The sequence below is a fragment of the Streptomyces stoeckheimensis genome (assembly GCF_045822005.1).
Classification (GTDB): domain Bacteria; phylum Actinomycetota; class Actinomycetes; order Streptomycetales; family Streptomycetaceae; genus Streptomyces; species Streptomyces stoeckheimensis.
In genome coordinates this window covers 5,189,530-5,212,259 of sequence record NZ_CP169550.1, presented here as the reverse complement: position 1 = coordinate 5,212,259, position 22,730 = coordinate 5,189,530, and the positions used below count along the sequence as shown (strand labels likewise).

20 protein-coding genes are annotated in these 22,730 nt (G+C 72.0%); 14 read left to right on the top strand and 6 right to left on the bottom strand.

From position 1 onward, the window contains the following. Positions 1-14: 14 nt before the first annotated feature. Entirely contained in the window at positions 15-1,742 is a 1,728-nt protein-coding gene (locus ACE1OC_RS23865; RefSeq protein ID WP_407838722.1) for a serine hydrolase, read from the bottom strand. A 1,720-nt stretch (positions 1,743-3,462) separates the two neighbouring features. Here ACE1OC_RS23865 and ACE1OC_RS23860 point away from each other — a divergent pair. The 3 genes from ACE1OC_RS23860 to ACE1OC_RS23850 all read left to right on the top strand — a co-directional run bounded on the left by ACE1OC_RS23860 (position 3,463) and on the right by ACE1OC_RS23850 (position 5,695). Beyond that, positions 3,463-4,197: a GOLPH3/VPS74 family protein gene (locus ACE1OC_RS23860; protein WP_250742596.1), complete on the top strand. Its 735-nt coding sequence runs from the start codon at positions 3,463-3,465 to the stop codon at positions 4,195-4,197. 219 nt (positions 4,198-4,416) lie between these two features. Beyond that, positions 4,417-5,301 carry a helix-turn-helix domain-containing protein gene (locus ACE1OC_RS23855; RefSeq protein ID WP_407838721.1) on the top strand — a complete coding sequence of 295 codons (885 nt, stop codon included), beginning with the start codon at positions 4,417-4,419 and terminating at the stop codon, positions 5,299-5,301. A 184-nt stretch (positions 5,302-5,485) separates the two neighbouring features. Beyond that, positions 5,486-5,695 carry a DUF397 domain-containing protein gene (locus ACE1OC_RS23850; RefSeq protein WP_250742597.1) on the top strand — a complete coding sequence of 70 codons (210 nt, stop codon included), beginning with the start codon at positions 5,486-5,488 and terminating at the stop codon, positions 5,693-5,695. Between the two features lie 169 nt (positions 5,696-5,864). Here the strand turns inward: ACE1OC_RS23850 and ACE1OC_RS23845 are convergent, their stop codons facing one another. Further along, complete coding sequence (locus tag ACE1OC_RS23845) at positions 5,865-6,710, bottom strand: hypothetical protein (protein WP_407838720.1); 846 nt, start codon at positions 6,708-6,710, stop codon at positions 5,865-5,867. 127 nt (positions 6,711-6,837) lie between these two features. On the opposite strand from ACE1OC_RS23845, the gene ACE1OC_RS23840 reads away from it, so the two are divergent. The 4 genes from ACE1OC_RS23840 (at position 6,838) to ACE1OC_RS23825 (ending at position 13,604) form a co-directional block, all read left to right on the top strand. Further along, the gene (locus ACE1OC_RS23840) at positions 6,838-8,034 is read left to right on the top strand and encodes a PLP-dependent aminotransferase family protein (protein WP_407838719.1); all 1,197 of its coding nucleotides are present in this window, start codon (positions 6,838-6,840) and stop codon (positions 8,032-8,034) included. 423 nt (positions 8,035-8,457) lie between these two features. After that, entirely contained in the window at positions 8,458-9,246 is a 789-nt protein-coding gene (locus ACE1OC_RS23835) for an SDR family oxidoreductase (protein WP_407838718.1), read from the top strand. Positions 9,247-9,286: 40 nt separating this feature from the next. Next, entirely contained in the window at positions 9,287-11,878 is a 2,592-nt protein-coding gene (locus ACE1OC_RS23830; RefSeq protein ID WP_407838717.1) for a bifunctional FO biosynthesis protein CofGH, read from the top strand. Positions 11,879-11,972: 94 nt separating this feature from the next. Then, the gene (locus tag ACE1OC_RS23825) at positions 11,973-13,604 is read left to right on the top strand and encodes a hypothetical protein (RefSeq protein ID WP_407838716.1); all 1,632 of its coding nucleotides are present in this window, start codon (positions 11,973-11,975) and stop codon (positions 13,602-13,604) included. A gap of 48 nt (positions 13,605-13,652) precedes the next feature. On the opposite strand, the gene ACE1OC_RS23820 is transcribed toward ACE1OC_RS23825, so the two are convergent. Continuing rightward, entirely contained in the window at positions 13,653-14,741 is a 1,089-nt protein-coding gene (locus ACE1OC_RS23820) for a tyrosine-protein phosphatase (protein WP_407838715.1), read from the bottom strand. Between the two features lie 706 nt (positions 14,742-15,447). Here ACE1OC_RS23820 and ACE1OC_RS23815 point away from each other — a divergent pair. The 5 genes from ACE1OC_RS23815 to ACE1OC_RS23795 all read left to right on the top strand — a co-directional run bounded on the left by ACE1OC_RS23815 (position 15,448) and on the right by ACE1OC_RS23795 (position 18,977). Next, positions 15,448-16,536 carry an ADP-ribosylglycohydrolase family protein gene (locus ACE1OC_RS23815; protein ID WP_407841659.1) on the top strand — a complete coding sequence of 363 codons (1,089 nt, stop codon included), beginning with the start codon at positions 15,448-15,450 and terminating at the stop codon, positions 16,534-16,536. A gap of 94 nt (positions 16,537-16,630) precedes the next feature. Next, a complete protein-coding gene (locus ACE1OC_RS23810; RefSeq protein WP_407838714.1) occupies positions 16,631-17,491 on the top strand; it encodes a TIGR03619 family F420-dependent LLM class oxidoreductase in 861 nt (286 codons plus the stop codon). 43 nt (positions 17,492-17,534) lie between these two features. Continuing rightward, on the top strand, positions 17,535-17,816 hold the full coding sequence (locus ACE1OC_RS23805; protein WP_407838713.1) for a type II toxin-antitoxin system prevent-host-death family antitoxin: 282 nt from the start codon (positions 17,535-17,537) through the stop codon (positions 17,814-17,816). A gap of 3 nt (positions 17,817-17,819) precedes the next feature. Further along, positions 17,820-18,107, top strand: coding sequence for a type II toxin-antitoxin system RelE family toxin (locus ACE1OC_RS23800; protein ID WP_407838712.1), 288 nt, complete (start codon positions 17,820-17,822; stop codon positions 18,105-18,107). Positions 18,108-18,386: 279 nt separating this feature from the next. Further along, positions 18,387-18,977 carry a hypothetical protein gene (locus ACE1OC_RS23795; RefSeq protein ID WP_407838711.1) on the top strand — a complete coding sequence of 197 codons (591 nt, stop codon included), beginning with the start codon at positions 18,387-18,389 and terminating at the stop codon, positions 18,975-18,977. Between the two features lie 33 nt (positions 18,978-19,010). Here the strand turns inward: ACE1OC_RS23795 and ACE1OC_RS23790 are convergent, their stop codons facing one another. Continuing rightward, a complete protein-coding gene (locus ACE1OC_RS23790) occupies positions 19,011-19,370 on the bottom strand; it encodes a DoxX family protein (RefSeq protein ID WP_407841658.1) in 360 nt (119 codons plus the stop codon). Between the two features lie 93 nt (positions 19,371-19,463). On the opposite strand from ACE1OC_RS23790, the gene ACE1OC_RS23785 reads away from it, so the two are divergent. Next, positions 19,464-20,315, top strand: a complete 852-nt coding sequence (locus tag ACE1OC_RS23785; RefSeq protein WP_407838710.1) for a LysR family transcriptional regulator — start codon at positions 19,464-19,466, stop codon at positions 20,313-20,315. Between the two features lie 11 nt (positions 20,316-20,326). On the opposite strand, the gene ACE1OC_RS23780 is transcribed toward ACE1OC_RS23785, so the two are convergent. Beyond that, a complete protein-coding gene (locus tag ACE1OC_RS23780; RefSeq protein WP_407838709.1) occupies positions 20,327-21,172 on the bottom strand; it encodes a sporulation protein in 846 nt (281 codons plus the stop codon). A 98-nt stretch (positions 21,173-21,270) separates the two neighbouring features. Between ACE1OC_RS23780 and ACE1OC_RS23775 the strand changes: the two genes are divergently transcribed. After that, on the top strand, positions 21,271-22,134 hold the full coding sequence (locus tag ACE1OC_RS23775) for a sporulation protein (protein WP_407838708.1): 864 nt from the start codon (positions 21,271-21,273) through the stop codon (positions 22,132-22,134). Here ACE1OC_RS23775 and ACE1OC_RS23770 read toward each other — a convergent pair. Continuing rightward, positions 22,124-22,666, bottom strand: a complete 543-nt coding sequence (locus ACE1OC_RS23770) for a GNAT family N-acetyltransferase (RefSeq protein ID WP_407838707.1) — start codon at positions 22,664-22,666, stop codon at positions 22,124-22,126. The genes ACE1OC_RS23775 and ACE1OC_RS23770 overlap by 11 nt on opposite strands. Positions 22,667-22,730: the final 64 nt, after the last annotated feature.

The window sequence follows — 22,730 nt, the reverse complement described above, 5'->3', positions numbered from 1 at the left end:
CCGCTCCGCGCTCGTCAGCCGACGCGCGTCAGCTTCTTGCCGATGCCGGGTGCGGTGAGGTCGCTCTGCAGCGCCACCGGCACCTTCACCTGGCTGGCGCCCTCGCCGACGGTCAGCATGCCGATCTCCGAGCCCGCCTTGGCGGTCTGCGGGAGCTGGGTGGCCCCGTCGGCCAGCTTGATGGCGATGGTGAGGGTCGGCCAGCCGACCGCCTCCACGTCGGCGGTGGCCACGACCGGGACCCGGGTGCCGAGGCCGTCGTCCACGTAGCCGACGACGGAACCCTTCTTGACGACGGGCGCTGCCGTGAGCATCTTCTGCGTGGCCAGCATGATGTTCTTGCTCGCCGCGATCGCAGTGCCGAGGATCGGCACGCCGTGCTGGCCGAGGACCGCTCCGACGATCAGCTGGTTGGTCTTGCCGACCTTCTTCTCGGCGGCGAAGAGCAGGTTGCCGCCGGCCTTGGTGGTGGAGCCGGTCTTGATGCCGAGCGAGCCGTTGAACGGAACCAGGTCGTTGTAGTTCCGCCACTCCTTGCCCGTGGGGTCGATCCACTTCGGCTTCTTGGTGATCGCGATCAGCTCGGGCATCTCGACGATCTTGAGGCCGAGCTTGACCTGGTCCTCGGCGGTGCTGACCGTGGTCGCGTCCAGACCCGAGGGGTCCGTGTACGTGGTGTTGGTCATGCCGAGTTCCTTGGCGGTGTCGTTCATCTTCTTGACGAACGCCTCCTGCCCGCCGTCGAAGCGCGCGAGCAGCCGCGCGACGTTGTTGGCGGACGGGATCATGATCGCGGAGAGGGCGTCCTCCTGGGAGATCTTGTCGCCCTCCTTCAGGTTGTTGACCGTGGACTCGCCCTCGGTCTCCTTCTTGCCGTCCTCGACCGCCGTCTTGTCGACGGGGATCATCTGGCCCTTCTCCCCCTTCTTCATGGGGAAGTCCTTGAGGAAGACGTAGGCGGTCATGGCCTTGGCGACACTGCCGATCGCCACGGGCTTCTGCTCCCCGAAGCTCCCGACGGGGCCGAGGCCGGCCGCGGCCATGTAGGCCTGGCCCTCCTTCGGCCACGGCAGGGACGGGGCTCCGCCCTCGAAGGTGTACGAGGTGTTCGCGGTCACCTTCAGCGTGGGCTTGGGCAGCGGCCGCACGAGCTGGACGACGGCGAGCACCACCGCGAGGAGCACCAGGATGGGCGCGTAGATCTTGAACCGCCGTACGGCGGTCCGGGCGGCGCTCGGCGGCGGGGGCGGGTTGTTGGTGAGGTCCGCCAGCATGTCGAGCGGCGGCTTGGGCGGCAGCGGCTGCTGCGTGGTCCGCTCCGGGGACTCCCGCGTCACGGGGGTCCGCACGCCGGGATCGATCGGAGTCCGCACCGGCGGCGCGGGGGGCGTGCCGGGCACGCCCGTGGAAGGCCGCACGGGCGGGGTGTCGTCGCTCCGCAGCGGTACGAAGGTGCTCGCCCGCTCCGCACCGACCGGCGGGACCGGGCGCTGGCCTGCGGCGCGCTGGCCTGCCGCGCCGGGAGTGGCCGTGCCCTGCCCGGCTGCGCCGGGGGTGGGGGCGGCCGGGCTGGCGGTGCCGGGCTTGATGGCCCGGAACACGGCCGTCCGCTCGCTGTCGACGGGCTCGTCGTCGGCCGGGGCTGCCGGAGCCGGGGGCTTCACCGCCCGGAACACCGCAGTCCGCTCGCTGTCCTCCGCCGCACCGCCTTCGCCGGCCCCGGGCTTGACCGCCCGGAACACCGCGGTCCGCTCACTGTCGACGGCCCCACCGGCGGCGGGGGCGCCGGGGGCGCCGGGAGGAGTCTGGGCACCCGAAGGCGCCCGAGTACCCGAAGAAGCCGGTCCGCCGGAAGCCGCCGAAGCGCCCGAGGCGGGCCGGACACCCGACGAAGCCGGGCCGCCAGAGGTTGTCTGACCGCCCGACGCAGCCGAGGCATCCGGGGACGGCCGAGCACCCGACGAAGCCGAGCCGCCGGAAGCCGCCTGGCTGCCCGACGCTGCCGGAGCGCCCGAGGCATTCGTGGACGGCCGGATACCCGACGAAGCCGGGCCGCCGGAAGCCGCCTGGCCGCCCGACGTCGCCGGAGCGCCCGAGGAACCTTCGGACGGCCGAGCACCCGACGAAGCCGGGCCGCCGGAAGCCGCCTGGCTGCCCGGCGCAGCCGAGGCGCCCTCGGACGGCCGAGTGCCCGGCGCAGCCGGAGCACCGGAAGCCGTCTGGCTGCCCGACGCTGCCGGGGCGCCCGGGGTAGCCGGGGCGTCCGCGGACGGACGGGTACCCGACGGAGCCGGAGCATCCGAAGCCGTTCGGGCGTCCGGCGCAGCCGAAGGGGCCGGGGCGCCCGGCGTGCGGAACGCGGCCGTGCGCTCGCTGTCGGTGGGGTCGGTCGGCGCCGAAGCGGAATCCGTGGGGCGCGCGGTGGCGGCCGGCGGCGTGAGCGTACGGAACACCGCGGTGCGCTCGCTCTCGACCGGGCCGGAGTCGGCCGCGGGCTCGTCCGAGGTGCCGCCTGCCGGTGCGGGGGCCGAACCGGAACCCTTGGGCGGAGTCATGCGGAACGACGCCGTGCGGTCGCTCTCGACCGGCGCGGCGCCAGCCGCAGGCTCGCCCGAGGCGCCAGAACCGGAACCCGTAGGAAGGCTCGTACGGGTGCTCTCGACCTGCCCGGCGGTAGCCCCGGGCGCACCCGAAACGGAACCCGCAGAGCGGTCCGCGTCGGTCGGCGGCGTCGCAGCGCGGAAGGCGGTCGTGCGGTCGCCGCCCGCAGGCGCGGCCGAGGCATCGCCCGCGGAAGCGGAACCAGGTGCAGAACCAGGTGCGGAATCAGGAGGCGTGGGGCGGTCGGCGGCCGCTGGAGGGGTCTCGGTACGGGACCCGGCCGCGGGCCGGGCGGCGTCCGGGCCACCCGTACGCGCGGAAGCGGAATCACCGGAAGCGGCAGCCGGAGGCGACACCGCGCGCTCGCTCCCGGCCGGCGCGGCAGCGGACTCGCCGCCTCCGGACCCCGAAGCCGAAGCCGCCTCCGGCGGCAGCGCCTCGAAGACCTCGGTCTGCGCACCCGGTGCACTCGGCGCGGCCGGCGCGTCGGACGGCTCGTCCTCCGCCGTGGCCACCCACGCGGCCACCGCTTCGCGCAGCGGATCGCGCTCCGCGGACCCGTCCTCCGAGTCCCTCGGGCGGAACAGCGATGCCCTCGGGTCACGCCCCTCGGACGACTCCGCCGTCCCCGACGTTCCTTCATCAACCGACTTGTCGGGGGACTCGCCCGCCACCAGTTCCTCCTCGTTCGCCTTCACGTCCGGCTGTCCGAATGTCTAACAGTGTCCCGTCTAGGGGGCATCGCCCCCGTGCTAGACGAGAACGACATAGCTGACGGTTCCCCCACAAAGCGGCCAGGCACTCTCGACAGATGAATGTGAGAGGCGTCACCCTGTCACTCATCCACGCGGGGAGGCATGGATGGGCAAGAGCCGCAGAACGATTCCGGAGGAGCTTTTGCTGCTCGCCTTGGACCCGGCCACGGGTACCACGGCGCAGCCGCAGTCGCTCGACCTCGGCCTGGCCGGGGCACAGCTAGTGGAGCTGGCTCTGGCAGGACGGATAGCCCCTGATGGGGATCGTATCGCCGTGGTGATGCCACGGCCGACAGGAGATCCGACTCTGGACTCCGCACTGGAACTGCTGCGCAGGCGCGGCAGCCCGGTTCGGGCGGTCCACTGGATCGGCGGACCCCGACTGGGGCTCCGTCAGATTTACCTCGCTCACCTGGAGCGTTGCGGCATGGTGCATGCCGTCGCGGGCCAGATGTGCGGGGTGCTGCCGACGACTCGCTACCAAGCGACCGACACAGCGATCAGCCGGGAGATCCGTGGCCGGCTGGACAGTGCGATCCGCACCGGCGTACCGCCGGACCCGCGGACCGCGGCGCTTGCCGCACTGGCCCACGCGGTCGGACTCGGCAAGCACCTGTACCCCGGCAACGAGGGGCGGTCGTCCAGGTCCCGGCTCCGGGACCTGATCCGGCACGACCCGATGGGCGGACTGGTGGCTCACGCCGTCATGGACGTCCAGAACGGCGTGGCCGCACAGCCGCGCCGCGACCGGGCACCGGCCCAGCCCGCCAGGGCAACGGCGGCAGCCGTTCCGCTGCAGCCGCGCCGGACCGGTGCGATGGCCCGCGCGGCCGCGCACTGATCCACCGGCAGGACACGCAGGACACGCAGGGCAGCAGTAATCGCAACCGCCTACGCGCGGGGCGACGGGGCCGGTACGCCGGCTCCGTCGGCCCGCGCGTTTGCTTTTCCCGTCCGTTCCCCAGCGGGGTCGCGTGTTTCGGTGGCAGTCTGCTCACCAGCAGACACGCAGAGAGACAGCAAAGCGACAGCAACAGAAGAAGGCGGAGGTGCCGTTCACGTGGCGTCCAATGTCAATCCCACCGTCCGACGCCGCCGACTGGGCATGGAGTTGCGCAAACTGCGCGAGGACAAAGGCATGACGGCCGAGCAGGTCGCGGAACGCCTGCTCGTCTCCCAGTCGAAGATCAGCCGGCTGGAGAACGGCCGCCGTTCCATCAGTCAGCGCGACGTCCGCGATCTGTGCGACGTCTACGAGGTCGAGGACCGCCGGCTCGTCGACTCCCTCATGCAGATGGCCAAGGATTCCCGCCAGCAGGGCTGGTGGCACGCCTTCGGCGACATCCCGTACAGCGTCTACATCGGCCTGGAGACGGACGCCGCCAGCCTGCGCACCTACGAACCCCTGGTGATCCCGGGGCTGCTCCAGACCCCGGAGTACGCCCAGTCGCTCGTCCGCGGCGCGTGGCCCGAGACGGCTCCGGTCGACGTGGAGAAGCGCGTCCAGGTCCGGATGCACCGCCAGAAGCGGCTCCACGAGACCGAGAACAGCAATCCCGAGATCGGACCCCTGCGCCTGTGGGCGGTCATCGACGAGGCGGCCCTGCGGCGGCACGTCGGCGATGCGCAGCTCATGATCCGCCAGCTCGAGTTCCTGATAGAGCAGTCGGAGAAGCCGCACGTCACGGTCCAGGTGATGCCCTTCTCGATGGGCGCCCACCCGGGCGTCAACGGCCAGTACGCCATTCTGGAATTCCCGGACGCTTCGGACTCGACGGTCGTCTACATCGAGGGCGTGACGAGCGACCTGTACCTGGAGAAGGCCAATGACGTCCAGAAATACAGCGTGATGTACGAACATCTGCGCGCACAGGCCCACAATGTGGACCAGACTCGGCAGTTCATCGCGCAGATCATCGAGGACTTCGCGGGCAAGGGGAAATGAGGGACGACGAAAAGGCCGGTACGGTACACCGTCACTCCCCGGGCGCAGAAGACCTGAATGGAATATGCCACTCGGTCGGGTGAACGCCCCCTTCGCGCAACGGGAGCTGCGGGTAGCGTCGATCACGTCAGCCGGAGCAATGGCCGACATGACACCGGAACCACTCGCTGAACCGGAGAGAAACATGGCTATTCGTCAAGGCGCAACGGAAAACTGGACCAAGTCCTCGTACTCCGCCAACGGTGCCTGCGTCGAGGTCAAGTCCCCCGTCGTCGAGTCCATCGCGGTCCGCGACTCGAAGGTGCAGGACGGCCCGTCCCTGACCTTCGCGCCCGGCTCCTGGACCTCCTTCGTCGCCGATGTGACCGAGGGCCGGCTGGGACGCCTCGTCTGAACATCGAGGCGACCCTTACGGCCAGAAGCAAGAGCACAACCAGCATCACCTGCACTACCTGCACCACTGACTGGAGCCCTCTCGACCGGCCCGCCGTCGCCTGCCGAGGGGGCTCGGCCACGTCCGGGCCCCGGACCCCCGGCCCGGGTCCCGAACCGCGGCCCCCGGGCTACCTCAGCTGATCCACGTACCGGTCCGTCCCCGGCACCGTCGGGATGAACGGCGCCACCAGCTCCACCCGCCCCAGCCCCGATTCCGCGACCTCCGCGTCCAGCCCCTGGAACCGGTCCCAGCAGCTGCGCGGGTCGGCCTCCAGGAACCACAGCAGGGTCAGCCGGGTGTCGACCCCCTCCACCTGCTTCACGTAGGTCATCCGGTCCCCGGGCAGCGGCGTCGGCCGGAAGACGGTGACCAGGGCGGCCGGTGAGCCGGCCAGCCGCTTGGGCAGGGCGCGCGAGCGCAGCCACTCCAGCAGCTCGGCCCGCTGCTCCGGGCCCTCCGCGTCGATGACCTGGACCACGAGCCCGCCGTACGGGTGGTCGAGGGCGTGGAAGTCTCGGGGGCCGGCGGCGCCGTCCCGGTAGACGGTGGCCTCGTGGTCCTGGAACGCGGTGAAGACGTGGGTGCGGTCCTGGTAGACCCGGCCGTCGCGGTTGAGGCGCTTGTTGATGCCGACGGTCCACTTCATGTGCTCGTCGTAGCGGCCCTCGGTGACCCAGTAGGTGGAGATGTAGCACCCGGCGGTCACGGGCTGGGCCACGGCCGACTTCTCCGGGTAGCGCAGCTCCTGGAGCTCGCGGGTGGCGACCCAGCGCCGGCCGGCGTACATCCAGGGCATGGCCATGGCGCCGGCGTAGTAGTGATCGTCCTCGTACCAGCGGTTGTACGCGAACTCGTGGCCCGGGTGCGGTTCGACCATGGTGATCAGCGCATGGCCGGGGTGGACTCCGTAGGGGCCGACCGAGGCGAGCTCGGCGTAGTCGTCGGCCCGGGTGTTCCGCTCGTCTGCTGTCATGGAGACGGTCTAGCTGATGCGACGTCAGATGGGGAGTCCCCAGGGGCCGTTCAGCATCCGATACATAGATGCCATCTACACCTTCCCGCGGCTACGATGCGCGCACCCGCCTCCCGAAGGAGCTCACGTGCCCGCCTCAGCGCCCGCCTCCGCCCTCACTCCCCCGCCGGCCTTCGCCGCCCGGATCCGTACGACCGCCCCCTCCGCCGTACGCGAGATCCTGGCCGTCACCGCCCGGCCCGGCATGATCTCCTTCGCCGGCGGCCTGCCCGCACCCGAGCTCTTCGACACCGAAGGCCTGCGCGCCGCCTACGACTCCGCCTTCGCGCGGTCCGCCCGCCGCGCCCTCCAGTACTCGACCACCGAGGGCTCCCCCGAACTGCGCGCGGCGGTGGCGGCCCGGCTCGACGGGCAGGGGCTGGCGACCACCGGGGACGACCTGCTGATCACCACCGGATCACAGCAGGGGCTCGGCCTGATCACCACCGCGCTGATCGAGCCGGGCGACACGGTGCTCGTCGAGAACCCCACCTACCTGGCGGCGCTCCAGGGGTTCGAGCTCGCCGGCGCCCGGGTGGTCCCCGTGCCGTGCGACGACCGGGGCATCCTCCCGGACGCGCTGGCCGAACTCGTCGCCCGCGAACGCCCCAAGCTGCTCTACACGATCCCCACCTTCCAGAACCCGACCGGCCGCACCCTGCCCGCCGGCCGCCGCGCCGAGATCGCGGCGGTCGCGGCCCGGCTCGGACTGTGGCTGCTGGAGGACGACCCGTACGGGGAACTCCGCTACGAGGGCCGCGCACTGCCCCGGCTCGCCTCCCACCCGGGGGCCGAGGACCGCACCGCGCTCCTCGGCAGCTTCTCCAAGGTCATGGCCCCCGGGCTCCGGCTCGGCTGGCTGCGCGCGCCGGCCGCGCTGCTGCGCGGGGCGGTGCTCGCGAAGCAGGCGGCGGATCTGCACACCTCGACGGTGGACCAGCTGGCGGTGGCGGAGTACCTGCGGGCGGTGGACCTCGACGCGCACGTGGCGCGGGTGCGGGATGCGTACCGGATCCGGCGGGATGCGCTGCTGGCGGGGCTGGCCGGTGCGCTTCCGGCGGGGTCCACGTGGAACCGGCCCGAGGGCGGCATGTTCGTCTGGGCGCGGCTGCCCGAGGGCCACGACGCGACGGCCCTGCTCCGCGCGGCCGCCTCCCGGGGGGTCGCCTTCGTTCCCGGGGCCCCGTTCTTCGCGGCGGCCCCGGATCCGCGGACCCTGCGCCTGTCGTTCACGACGCACACCCCGGAGGAGATCGCGGAGGGCCTCCGCCGCCTGGCCGCGTAGCGCGGGGCGGCCCTGCGGGGCGAAGTCCCCCACCCACCCTTCCACCGTTCCCCGGGCGCCGCCCGGACCCTCGCCTCAAACGCCGGCGGGGCTGGGAAGGGGCCCCGGGCCGCGCCCGGACCCCTGGGGCTCCGCCCCAGACCCCACGCCTCAAACGCCGGCGAGGCTGGATTGTGCGACCCCGCCCGAACCGGGATCCCGGGCTCCGCCCGGACCCCTGGATTTGCCCGGCGCCGGCCGTATTCAGCCTCGCCGGCGTTTGAGGCGCCGCCGGAGGCAAATCCAGCCCCTCCGGCGTTTGAGGAGCGGGGGTCCGGGGGCTGGTCCCCGGCAACGGTGGCGCACCGGGGACTTCCCTCACCGCGCCCCGCGCCGTAGCCTGACGCCCCGTCAGATTCATCGGGCCGTCAGGAGACCCCCACCATGTCGCTGCTGCTGCAAGGCAAGACCGTCATCGTCTCCGGCGTAGGGGCCGGGCTCGGTCACCAGGTGGCCGCCACCGTCGTCCGCGACGGCGGCAACGCCGTGCTCGGGGCGCGGACCGAGGCCAACCTCGCCAAGTCCGCCGCCGAGATCGACCCCGACGGCACGCACACCGCGTACCTGCCGACCGACATCTCCGACGAGCGCCAGTGCGAGGCCCTCGCCGCCCTCGCCCAGGAGCGGTTCGGCGGGGTCGACGCCGTCGTCCACGTCGCCGCCTGGGACTCGTACTTCGGTGGCCTCGAAGACGCCGACTTCGGCACCTGGCAGCAGATCCTCGACGTGAACCTGCTCGGCACGCTGAGGATGACCCGCGCCGCACTGCCCGCGCTGAAGCGCTCCGGCGGCAGTGTCGTCATCATCGGCACCCAGTCCGCCATCGCCTCCCCCAACGAGGTGCAGCAGGCCGCCTACGCCGCCTCCAAGGGCGCGCTGACCTCCGCCATGTACTCCATGGCCCGCGAACTCGGCCCGCACCGCATCCGCGTGAACACCGTGCTCCCCGGCTGGATGTGGGGTCCCCCGGTCCAGGCCTTCGTCACCTTCACCGCGCACACCGAAGGCGTGCCGGAGGCCGAGGTCCACGCCCGGCTCACCGACCGCATGGCGCTGCCCGACCTGGCCACCGACGGGGACGTCGCCGATGCCGCCGCCTTCCTAGCCTCGGACCGCGCACGGGCGATAACCGGCCAGTCTCTGCTGGTCAACGCCGGGGAGCTGATGCGATGAGCCCCTCCTTGCGCGCGCGAGCGGATCGTATGCTCGGGCCATGACCACTCCGAGTGACGCTCCGACCGAGAACTCGATGCGCCGGGCGCTCCGTCGCGCCCGCGACGGCGTCGCGCTCGACGCGACCGAGGCGGCCGTGCTCCTGCAGGCGCGCGGGGAGGCCCTGAAGGACCTCGCCGCCTCCGCCGCCCGGGTCCGGGACTCCGGCCTCGAAGCCGCGGGCCGGCCCGGCGTCATCACCTACTCGCGCAAGGTGTTCATCCCCCTCACCCGGCTGTGCCGGGACAAGTGCCACTACTGCACCTTCGTCACGGTCCCCGGCAAGCTCCGCCGCGAGGGCCACGGCATGTACCTGTCCCCCGACGAGGTCCTCGACATAGCCCGCAAGGGCGCGGCCATGGGCTGCAAGGAAGCCCTGTTCACGCTCGGCGACCGGCCGGAGGACCGCTGGCCCGAGGCCCGCGAGTGGCTCGACGCTCACGGCTACGACGACACCCTCGCCTACGTGCGCGCCATGGCCATCCGCGTCCTGGAGGAGACCGGCCTCCTCCCCCACCTCAACCCGGGTGTCCTGTCCTGGTCGGACCTCCAGCGGCTCAAGCCCGTCGCCCCCTCGATGGGCATGATGCTGGAGACCACCGCCACCCGGCTGTGGTCCGAGCCCGGCGGCCCCCACCACGGCTCCCCCGACAAGGACCCGGCCGTCCGGCTGCGCGTCCTGGAGGACGCGGGCCGCTCCAACGTCCCCTTCACCACCGGGGTGCTGATCGGCATCGGCGAGTCCTACGCGGAGCGCGCGGACGCCTTCTTCGAGCTGCGCCGGATCCAGCGCAGCTACCACGGCATCCAGGAAGTCATCGTCCAGAACTTCCGGGCCAAGCCCGACACGGCGATGCGCGGCATGCCCGACGCGGAGCTGGAGGAGCTCGCGGCGGCCATCGCCGTGGCCCGCCACATCCTCGGCCCGAGCGCCCGCATCCAGGCCCCGCCGAACCTGGTGGACTCCGAGTACGCGCTGCTCATCGGCGCCGGCATCGACGACTGGGGCGGCGTCTCCCCGCTCACTCCCGACCACGTGAACCCCGAGCGCCCCTGGCCGCACATCGAGGAGCTGGCGCGGCGAACCGCCGACGCCGGCTTCGAGCTCCGCGAACGCCTCACCATCTACCCGGAGTTCCTCCAGCGCGGCGAACCCTGGCTGGACCCGCGCCTGCTGCCCCACGTGCGCGCACTGGCCGACCCCGAGACCGGGCTCGCGGACGAGTCCGCGAGCGTCGAGGGCCGGCCGTGGCAGGAGCCGGACGAGGGCTTCGCCTCGTTCGGGCGCACCGACCTGCACACCACCATCGACACGCAGGGCCGTACCACCGACCGGCGCGACGACTTCGACGAGGTCTACGGCGACTGGGAGGCCCTGCGCGAGGCCGCGGCCCCCGGCATGGTCCCCGAGCGCATCGACACGGACGTACGGGCGGCGCTCGCGCAGGCCGCCGACGACCCGACGCGGCTCACCGACGAGCAGGCGCTCGCCCTGCTGCACGCGGACGGCCCCGCGCTGGACGCCCTCTGCCGGATCGCGGACGACCTGCGCAAGTCCGTGGTGGGCGAGGACGTCACGTACATCGTGACCCGCAACATCAACTTCACCAACGTCTGTTACACCGGCTGCCGCTTCTGCGCCTTCGCGCAGCGCCGCACGGACGCGGACGCGTACACCCTCTCGCTCGACCAGGTCGCCGACCGGGCCGCCCAGGCGTGGGACGTGGGCGCGGTCGAGGTGTGCATGCAGGGCGGCATCCACCCGGACCTGCCCGGGACGGCCTACTTCGACATCGCGCGGGCGGTGAAGGAGCGCGTCCCCGGCATGCACGTGCACGCCTTCTCCCCGATGGAGGTCGTCAACGGCGCGACCCGCACGGGAATGTCGGTACGGGACTGGTTGACGGCGGCCAAGGAGGCCGGCCTCGACTCCATCCCCGGAACGGCGGCGGAGATCCTGGACGACGAGGTCCGCTGGGTCCTGACCAAGGGCAAGCTGCCGACGGCCGACTGGATCGACGTCGTCTCGACGGCGCACGAGCTCGGCATCCGCTCCTCCTCCACGATGATGTACGGCCACGTGGACCAGCCCCGCCACTGGCTGGGCCACTTCCGCACCCTGGCGCGCATGCAGCAGGAGGCGCGGGCCAAGGGGGTGGAGGGCTTCACGGAGTTCGTGACGCTGCCGTTCATCCACACCAACGCCCCCGTCTACCTGGCGGGCATCGCCCGCCCCGGCCCGACGGTGCGCGACAACCGGGCGGTGACGGCGATGGCCCGCATCCTTCTCCACCCGCACATCACCAACATCCAGACCAGCTGGGTGAAGCTGGGCTCGGACGGCGCGGCCGAGATGCTCCGCTCGGGCGCCAACGACCTGGGCGGAACCCTGATGGAGGAGACCATCTCCCGGATGGCCGGGTCGAGCTACGGCTCGTACAAGTCCGTCCAGGACCTGATCGCCGTCGCCGAGGCGGCCGGGCGGCCCGCGAGGGCCCGTACGACCCTCTACGGCGAGGTCCCGGAGGAACGCCAGGCCGCGGCCCGCGCCTCGGACGGGCACCTGCCGGAGCTGCTGCCGGTCCTGGACTGACACCAGGGCTTCCGGCTTCCGTACGTCCCCGTACAACCCTGGGACGCGTTCGGCGGTCTCATCAGAGATCGTCGAACGCATCTCCGGGGGTTTCATGAACAACCGCATCAACGCCGTGCTCTGCACAGCGACCGTCCTGGGACTGGGGGCCGCCGCGCTGGCCGTGCCCACCACGGCCGCCCAGGCCGCCGCCGCCTTCAAACCGCTGCAGTTCAGCGCAAGCGTGGTGCACGAGCGGGTCATCCTGGACTTCGGCACCGAGCCGCTGCCCAAGGACCTCAAGGTGCACCTGCGCAAGAAGGGCACGACCGCGCGGGTCGCCACCGTCACGGGCTTCACCGCCGCCCCCGAGGGGGTCCAGACCGCCCCGCTGAAGCTCGCCGCGCTCGGTGAGTACGCCGTCGACGTGGAGTACGACGGCCCCCAGGGCGAACCCGTCTCCCACAAGGACAAGACCAGCCTGAACTACCAGGTGCGGCCGTCCTTCACGAACCTGAAGGCCTCGAAGCCGGTGTCCCTCGCGGACCCGCAGACGGTGGTCTCGGGTGACATCAAGCTCTACGACCCCCGCAACGGCGCGCTGAAGCCCTATCCGGGCACCTTCACGGCCCGGACCGGCACGGTCACCACACCGGTGACGCCCGACGCCCAGGGACACTTCGCGTCGAAGATCACGGTCAACGGCGCCGAGTCCGGTGCGAAGGCGGTCGACCACGACGCCACGTACGTCCACCTCGCGGGCGAGGCGAACGGCATCAAGGACCAGGAGTCCCTGCCGGTGGCCGTGACGTCGGCCGCGACGGCACGGATCACCCCGGACTCCCCGGACCTGACCGGCCCCTTCGGCACGAACGCCAAGGTCGGCGGCACCGTCACCTGGAAGGCCCCCGACGGCACGTGGAAGCCGGCACCCGTCGGCATGAGGATCGCCGTCGACCGCGGCTCCGCGCCGGCCGCGTACGTGACGACGGACGGCGCGGGCCGGTTCGAGGGGTCCTTCCCCTTCCCCGCGAACGACGACGACCCGTGGCGGGTCCGCACCGACTCGCCCTGGGCGTCCGCACCCGAACAGAGCCTGACGGTGAACACCACGGGCGGGACCTCCTTCTCCGACTTCACGGCCAACTTGTACGCGTCGGGGGCCGTGTTCCTGAGGGCCAAGCTCAACCTCGTCGAGATCCCGTCGGGCACCGCCAGGTGGGCGGACGTGGACATCCAGCACTCGGCGGACGGCAAGACCGGCTGGACCACGATCAATTCGGCTTCGGTCCGCGTCGAGTCCGGCAACAGCACGGAGTACCTCAACCCGACCATCCGCAACCCCGGACCGGGCTTCCTGCGACTGCAGTTCGCCGACACCCCGGACATCCGCGGCTCGGTCACGCCCGCCGTCCGGCTGCTCGACCGGAAGGCGACGGCCATCTCGGACTTCAACGCCGCGCCCGAGCCGGTCAAGAAGGGCCAGCCGATCACGGTCACCGGCAAGCTCACCGAAGCCGACGCCGCCCGGAAGCCGGTGGTCGGCGCGACCGTCCACTACTACTTCAAGGCCTCCGGAACCACGGCGTGGAAGGCCATGGGCTCCACCAGGACCCTTGCGGACGGCAGCTTCTCCAGGAAGTTCCCCGCCAACGTGACGGGCACCTGGATCACCCGGTACGTGTACGTCACCACGCCCCACTTCTACTCGAGCAGCCGCGAGGACGAGGTCGTCGTCACCCCGTGACCCACGCCGGACGGGCGCGGGGGTCCGCGCCCGTCCGGGAAGGGCTTCCTAGCCGACCAGGAGGTCCTTCTTCAGCTGCTTCAGCTCGCGGCCGTCGATGCCGAGGCCGCTCTCGAGGTACTCGTCGAAGCTGCCGAACTTCGACCGGACTTCCTCGTAACCGGCGTTGAGGTACTCCGGGCGCACGTCGAGCATCGGCTTGTAGACGGCGGCCTGGGCGGCCGGCAGGTGCGAGAGGATCGCGTCGTTGGCGGCCTTGCGGTAGTCGTTGCTGGCCAGGTAGTCGGCCATCACGGTCTCGCTCGGCACGCCGAGGGCGGTCAGCAGGGAGGCGTTCGCCCAGCCCGTACGGTCCTTGCCCGCGGTGCAGTGGAACAGGACGCCGCGGTCGCGGTCGCGCTCGAAGCCCTCGAAGACCTGGGTGTACGCCTTCTTGCCGCCCTCCCCGCTGACCATCGCCTTTTCGGCGTCGACCATGGCCTTGACGGCCTCGTCGGGGGTCCTGGGCATGGCCTGGAACGAGCCGGAGCCCGCGAAGACGTCGGCGACGACGTAGTGCGCGCCGGCCGGGACCTTGTCGGCGTCCTTGGTGCGCTCGCTCTCCATGCGGAGGTCGAAGATCGTCTTGACCCGGAGGCGCTGGAGCTTGGCGAGGTCGTTGTCGGTGAGCTTGTTCAGGGCGTCGGAGCGGTAGATCTCGCCCATCTTGACCCACTGGCCATTGGTGGTGCGGTAGCCGCCCGCGTCACGGAAGTTGACAGTGCCTTCGAGCGTGATCAGCCGGTCGGCCAGGCGCAGCCCCTCACCACGCTCGGGCTCGAAGTCGAACCACTGCCGGTCGGCGGCGGGCAGCCCGCCGACCACGGCCTCGCCCTGGGCGCCGCCCTTGGCGACGACCTTGCCGTTCGCCTTGATCTCCACGCGCTTGGTGCCCTTGGCGTTCCACTTCAGCGTGTACGCCCCGTCGGCACCGGCGGTGACGGTGGCCTCGGTGAAGGGGATGGAGGAGTGGCCGTGGTGCCGGCCGCCCCAGGGGAGGTCCCACCCGGAGGCGGAAGCGGAGGCGGTGGGGGCCGCGACGAGGGCGACGGTGAGCGTGGAGGCGACGACGGTCGCGGCGAGCAGTGCCTTCTTCATGCCCCGAGGCTCTTGGCCCCCGACGAACGCCACGTGAACACGGCATGGCCGAAACCGCCCGGCGGGAAGGCAACTGTCAAAACGTGCCACCCGCCTGGCCGGCGCGGGAACGGGGGAACCGGGCCGCGCCCCGTACCCGCCGCTTTGCAGCGCGGCGCCGTCGCCGGGGACCAGCCCCCCGGACCCCCGCTCCTCAAACGCCGGAGGGGCTGGATTTGCCCCGGCCCGGGCCCTTCCAGCCGTCCGGCGCTTGAGGACCGGGGTCTGGGGCGGAGCCCCAGGGGGTCCGGGCAGAGCCCGGGGAACGGTGGAAGGGCGGGTAGGGGACCCCGCCCCGCAGGGCCGGACCACCCGCACCCGCCCACCGGCCCCCCGCCGGGACGGCAGTGGCGGGCACCCCGACCGGCCACCGGCGGAATCCGGCCGTTCCGCGTCTCCATACGGCCCCCGTGACCGACTACTTCCGGACCCGATCGGTACTGTCCACTACAGTGCCCGCCAGAACACGCGCGGGCAGTCCGGGGGGATCGAAATGGACACGGCGACGACGGAAACGTCCGGGGAGCAACAGAGCAGGCCCGGGGCAGCCCAGCCCCTCCAGCCGGCGCTGCCCCCCGCCCCCACCGGCGGAGCCACCAGCCTCGGCCCCGCCACCGGCCCCGCCGCCGGCGCGACCATCGGCGGCCGCGCCGCCGTCACCACCGGCCTGTGGGGCCGCACCGAGCAGCAGGACTTCCGCAGCCGCGTCAGGGGAACCCTCCTCGGCTCCGCCATCGGCGACGCCCTCGGCTCGCCCGTCGCCCCGCTCTCCCTCCCCGAGCTCCTCGAAGCCCACGGCCCGGCGGGCCTGACCGAGCCGACCCCCGGGGCCACGGTCACCGCCGCCACGCAGCTCGGCCTCTTCACCGTGGACGGCCTGATACGGGCCCACGTGCGCCGGGACACCGGCGCCTGGCACCCGCCGACCGACGTGCACCGCGCGTACCTCCGCTGGGCCCTCACCCAGAGCGACTGGGGCCCCGACGAGCGCCGCGAGGACAACGGCTGGCTCGCCCAGGAGGAGTGGCTCTACGCCCGGCGCTCCCCCGACCGCTCCTGCCTGACCGGTTTCGCCGACGGAGTCCTCGGCACGCTCGCCCAGCCGAAGAACCCGACCGCCCTGGACCCGGCCGCCGCCACCCGTTCCGCCCCCTTCGGGCTGCTGGTCGGCTGGGAGCCGGCCCTGGTCCTCCAGCTCGCCATCGAGTGCGCCGCGCAGAGCCACGGACACCCCACCGCGTACCTGTCGGCCGGCGCCCACGCCGTCATCGTCCACGGTCTGACCCGCGGCGAGTCCCTCGACGCCGCCGTCCAGCGCGCACTGGGCCTGCTCGGCGTCCGCCCCGGCCACCAGCCCGTCACGGACGCCCTGCAGCGCGCGCTCGGCGCCGTCACCACGGGCGCCCCGTCGCCGCAGACGGTCGAGGGCCTGTCCCCCGGCTACGGCCGCTACGCCGAGGAGGTCCTCGCCATCGCCGTGTACTGCGCCCTCGTCGCCGAGAACGTGGCCCACGGCCTGCGCCTCGCCGTGAACCACGGCGGCGACTCCGCGGCCGCCGCCGCCCTGTGCGGCTCCCTGCTCGGCGCCCAGCACGGTGAGACGGCCCTCCCGGCGGCCTGGCTCGCCGGCCTCGAAGGCCGCGCCACGGTCCTGGAACTCGCCGACGACTTCGCCCTGGAGATGACCCAGGGCCCCGCCCTCCACGGCCCGACCGCCACCTCCACCAACTGGCTGACCCGGTACCCGCGGGGGTGACCACCGCCACGGCCGTGGCCGACGCACGCCCCTGCCCTCCGCACGCGCGAAGCCGTACTTTGGCCCTCCCCAGACCACGGAGGTGTCAGCGCACATGCGGATCGCCACGACCGTCTTCCTGACCGACCGCACCATCGCTCCCGTCCCGCTCGCCCGCGCACTGGAGGAACGCGGCTTCTCCGGCCTCTACCTCCCCGAGCACACCCACATCCCGGTCAGCCGCGTGACCCCCGCCCCCATGGGCGGCGAGCTCCCCGACTGCTACGGGCGCACCCTGGACCCCTTCGTCGCCCTGGGCCAGGCCTCCGCCGTCACCGAGCGGCTCCACCTCGGCACCGGCATCACCCTCGTCGCCCAACACGACCCCATCGACCTCGCGAAGCAGGTCGCCACGCTGGACCACCTGTCCGGCGGCCGCGTCACCCTCGGCATCGGCTACGGCTGGAACGTCGAGGAGGCCGCCGACCACGGAGTCGAGTGGCGCACCCGCCGCGAACTGGTCCGCGACCGCATGGCCCTGATGCGGACCCTGTGGTCCCCGCACCCCACGGCGTACGTGGGCCAGTTCTCCTCCGTCCAGGCCAGCTCGGCCCACCCCAAGCCGGTCCAGCCCCCGCGCGAACTCGCCCCGGGCGTCCCCCTGTACGGCCCCCGCACCCTGATCGGCGGCCAGGCCGGCCCGAAGCTCTTCGCGGCCATCGCCGACCACAGCGACGGCTGGCTCCCGATCGGCGGCGGCGGCCTGACGGAGTCCCTCCCCGCGCTGCGCCAGGTCTGGGAGGCCGCGGGCCGGGACCCCAAGTCCCTCCAGGTGGTCCCGTACGCCGTCCAGCCCACCCCCGGCAAAATGTCCCACTACGCCGACCTGGGCATCGAGGAGGTCGTCCTCCAGCTCCCCTCGGAGGGCGAGCCCGCGATCCTGCGCGTCCTGGACGAGTTCGCCCAGTACCTGTGAGAGCCACACAGGCACATTCATGCACATTCGGTACATTCACTGCATGAGTGAGCCTGTGATCGAGTCCATGATCGAAGTGGGCAGCCACCTGGCGGGCGCCGTGGACCGCGCGCACCGCGAAGGCGTCCCCACGATCATCACGCGCGACGGCACGCAGGAAGCCGTCGTGATCGGCATCGAGGAGTACCGGCAGCTCCGCCGGCTCGCGGACGAGGCCGAGGACGCGTGGCTGAACAGACTGGCCGACGAAGCCGAGCGCGCAGGGGCCGCAGGGGCCGCCACGCTCGACGAGATGGCCGCCGTCCTCCGCCACGAAGAGTGCTGACCGATGGGATCGATCGCCTACGTCGCCCGCCTCACCCGCCACGCACAGCGTGACCTGCTCGGAGTCCCCCGCCCTGACGCCCTGCGCATCCTGCAACGGCTGACGGAGTTCCAGAACGCCCTCACGGCGGGGGACACGACGGCCTTCGACACCAGGGCCCTGCACGGGAACCCCTCACGCCGGTGGCTCCGCCTCCACGTCGGCGACTACCAGGCCGTCTACACGATCGAGGACGGCCGGCTCCTCATCTGGGTGCTCGCCTCCGATCACCACCGTCCAGGGGGCCACTGACGGCGCCCGCACCGCCGGCTCCGCCCAGACCGTCTTCCCGACCAGCCGGTCCCTGACCCCCGAGTCGGCGGCGACGGCCTCCACGATGCGCATGCCGTAGCCCGCCTCGGCCCCGTACGCGGGCCCTGAGCTGCGGATACTCCGTAGAGCCCCCTCCGCTCCCATCCCCATCCCGATACAAGCCGAACACGCGCCGGGTGATTAAGTAGGGATCTTCAAGGTGTGGAGAATGATGGGGAGTTCAGAGTGAAGTCCGTTGTGCGGGGGACCGCGTGTGCCGTGGCGCTGGTGGCGGCGCTGACCGGCTGTGGGAGTGACGGGGACGCCGCGGATTCGCCCGTGGGCGTCGTCGGGATCGGAAGCGGCGACGGGAAGGGCAAGAAGTCCGGCACCCTGTCGGTGGACCAGGTGCGGGCGGCGCTGCCGACCAACGAGGTGCTGGGCGACGTCTTCGTCGGCGACGACTTGGCGGCGATCGAGGGAGAACCGGCGCGCAAGCAATGCGAGAAGGACACCAACACTCCCTGCACCGGCTTGGTGGCCGCAGGCCACAAGGAGGCCGCCGTGAGGGGCAATGCCGACGACGACGAGGTCGAGTTCACCCTCTTCTCGTTCGATTCGAAGCAGGCCGCGAGTGCCGCGGTGAAGGGCATGGCAGCCAAGATAGCGAGCCTTGAGCCCGCACCCGAACCGACCAAGCTCACAACCGGCGCGGACGAAACCGAGTCGTTCGCCATCAGCGAGTCCAGCGCCCGTACCGTCATGCGCGTCGGCAATGTCGTGGCGTACGTCCAGGCGGGCATCTACGACACCAACAACAGGAACCGCATGTCCACGCTGCAGGTCGAACTGATCAAGAAGGCCGGCTGAGGGTCCTGACGGCCGGACGCGGGCCGCGCTCCCTCACAGCCCGGTGGCCAGCCAGAGGGTCACGGCAGCGGTGGTGACGAGCCCGACGTTGAGTGCGATCCGGCGGTCTTCGCCCGTCAGGTGGACGGCAATCGCCCCTGCCTGGAGGAGGACGAAGCCGCCGGCCGCTGCCGCTGCCAGGGGGAGCGCGATCCCCGTCAGCGGCGGCAGGATCAGGCCGGTCGCGCCGAGCACTTCGACCGTGCCGAGGGCCCTGAGGGCGGGCAAGGGGATGCGGTCGACCCAGGACATCATGGGCCGGAGCTGATCAGGGGTTCGGATCACCTTGAGCGTGCCCGCGTAGAGGTAGAAGAGGGCGAGCGATCCCGCGAGGATCCAGTAGGCGATGTTCATGGCGGCGGTCATGCCCACCAGTGCACCGCCGGGGGCAGGGCCGCGTCCAAGACCCATCGCGCCGCGCCGATACCCGATGGGTATCGTTGCAGCGTGGAGCTACGGACCTTGCGCTATTTCGTGGCCGTCGCCGAGGAACTCCACTTCGGCCGGGCGGCCACCCGGCTGCACATGAGTCAGCCGCCGCTGAGCCGTGCGATCAAGCGGCTGGAGGGCGACGTCGGGGCCCTGCTGTTCGCCCGCTCGCCCATCGGCGTCACGCTCACTCCGGTGGGCGCGGTGCTGCTCGACGAGGCACGGGCCCTGCTCGACCACGCCGACCGCGTCCGTGCGCGCGTGAGCGCGGCGGCCGACGGCGCGACCCTCACCGTCGGCATCCTGGGTGACGGCACCGACCCGGGAGTGGCCAGGCTGGCCGCCGCCTACCGCCGAGCCCACCCCGGCATCGACATCCGCATCCGCGAGACCGATCTGACCGACCCGACGTGCGGGCTGCGCTCCGGACTGGTCGATGTCGCCCTGACCCGGGCGCCGTTCGACGAGACCGCCCTGACCGTGCGTACGCTGCGCGCCGATCCGGTCGGCGTGGTGCTGCGCGCCGACGATCCGCTGGCCCGCTGCGACCGGCTGCGGCTGGCCGATCTGAGCGACCGCCGCTGGTTCCAGTTCCCCCGGGGCACCGACCCCGTCTGGCAGTCGTACTGGAACGGCAGCACGCCGCGTGAGGGCCCCGTGGTGCGCGCCGTCCAGGAATGCCTGCACGCCGTGCTGTGGAACGGCACGGTCGGCCTGGCCCCCCTCGGACACGACCTGCCCGCGGAGTTGGCCGTGGTGCCGCTGGTCGACATGGCGCCGAGCCGCGTGGTGGTGGTGTGCAACGAGGACGACACCAACCCGTTGATCCGTTCCTTCATCGGGATCGCGGCAACCGCCTACCGTCACTGATCCGGAGCGGCCTACCTCCGTGCGCGGGCCTTCTTCGGCCGGCGGCGGTAGAACTCCGCGAGGTCCTCCAGGGCCCGGGCGGCGCGGGCGGTGAGGTCGGCGTAGGAGACCTCGTGGTGGGCTGCCGGGAACCAGACCGTGCCGGGCTTGGCGTCCCAGGTGAAGACGTCCGGCGCGGGCAGGCGGAGGTGGCAGATGGTGCCCACCGGGTTGGTGTCGAAGGCGAGTTCGAGCTCCGGGAAGTCCGTGCGGCCGCCGCTGGGGTCGGTGAGGAAGACGGGCTGGAACTCCTCCGCGATCTGCTCGGAGTCCTTGATCTGGTCCTTGACCAGGTGGGAGTGCCGCTCCAGGTAGCCGAGCTCGCCGAAGGCGTCGAGCACGGCACGGACGGCGGGCAGCGGGTCCACGTGCAGGAAGTCGGTATCGGTGAGCACGGTCTTCGCGCCGTCCTTCGCGTCGTCGCCCAGGACGATCCTGGTCCGCAGCGAGAGGTCGATGCCGAGGGCCCGGCCGGCGAAGTCGGTGAACGGGACGCTCCAGGGCAGCCGTCCGGTGACCGGCACCTGCCGCTCGGTGCCGGCCGGCACGTCGAAGCGGGACACCCCGGCGTGGAAGTACGCCAGGTGGTCGGTGATGACCTCGCCGTCCGACCGGTACATCGTGGCGACCGGCCGGAGGACGATGTCGGCGATCCGCAGGTCGGCTCCGCCGGCGCGGATCAGCAGCCGGCCGCTGACCTCCGTGCCGGGCCGGAGGGTGAGGGTACTGATCCGGGTGTCGATCTCGGGCGGCTCGACGGGCTCCGTGCCCTCGCCACCCTCGTCCCGAACCGTCCCGAACAGTTTGCGGAACGCCATCGTCGGCCCCCTCCCCCACGCCACGTGGCACGAGCCTAGCCGGAGGCCGTTCAGCCGCCCGGGGTTAGGCTGTGCCTGACTTTCCGGGGGAGGAACAGGTGGGTCTGCGCAGGCTCTTCGGCTTCGGGCGCGGTGGCGGCGGGAGTGCCGGTGTCGGCGCCAGTACCGGTGCCAGGTCCGGTTCCGGTTCCGGTTCCGGTTCCGGTGACGTCGAACCGCCCGAGATCGACGCCGTCATCACCACGGTGGACGCGCAGCCCGGTCAGTGGCTGAGGGGCGAGGTGGCGTTCCGCGGCGGTGGTACGGGGCTGAAGGTCGACCGGTTCGACGTACGGGTCATGGCCAAGTACATGACCTGGCAGGGCATCTCCCGTGAGGACGAGGTGGCCCGGCTGACGCCCGTCGCCTACGAGACCTCGGCCGAGGTCGCACCCGGCGCGGAGCACCGGATCGGGTTCCGCGGACGGCTGCCCTGGGAGTGCCCGATCACCGAACTCGGCGGCCGGTCCACGGGCGTCGACCTCTCGGTGGTGACCACGGTCGAAGCCGGCGGAGCCGACGTGGTGCGGGACATCGACTTCCTGCACGTGGCGGCGCCGCCGCTGCACGAGGCGGTGATGGACGCCTTCTTCGCCGAGGGGTACCACCGCGTGGAGGCGGAGCTGATCGGCGACTCCGTCCCGTACGTCGAGCAGCGCCGCAGCTACCTGCAGACGTACTACCTGGAGGACTCCGGGCGGAAGGCCGACGACCTCGCCCAGATCGAGGCCACCGTCCTCAACAGCCAGGTCGGCGCGCTGGTCTTCGTCCGCCGCGGGGACCGGGACAGGATCGGCTGGTACGAGAAGCCGCCCGCGCTGTCCTTCCCCGTCGCCCATCACGAGCTGGGCGAAGCCGACCTCGGCAGCCGCGTACGCGAGGCGCTGGCCGACCTGCCCGGCCTGGACCGCCTCAGACGGTGACGGCCGGCTTCCAGTCCCGGGCCAGGAGGCCGTACAGGACCTCGTCCAGGAACTCGCCCATCACCCAGGCCGAGGAGCGCAGCACGCCCTCGCGGACGAAGCCGTTGCGCTCGGAGGCGCGGATCATCGGAATGTTGTCCGCCAGCGTCTCGATCTGCAGCCGGTGCATGCCGCGTACGACGAAGCCGTAGTGGCACAGGACCGCGACCACGTCGGTGCTGTAGCCCTTGCCGCGCGCGGACGGCAACAGCCCGAGGCCGACGTGCGCGCAACGGTTGTGGTTGTCGATGCCCCACAGCGTCGCGGTGCCGACCAGCGCTCCGCTCTCCAGGTCCACCACGGAGAACGGCACGTGGCCCTGCTCCTTGTCGTCCACCTGGAACGGCAGGGCCTCCGAGCCGGCCGTGAGCGGCCGCCACGGGTTCGCGGTGGCCCGCGAAGCGGTGACCACGTCGTCGTGCAGACCGGCATGGAGGAGGGGGATGTCGTCCTCGTGGCGGGCCCTGAGCCCCACGGTGTTGCCTTTTAGCATGCGAGCTTCCTATCCGACCGTCCGGTCGGCGGCAACTCGATTGTTGCCGGAGCGGCCCCGTCCG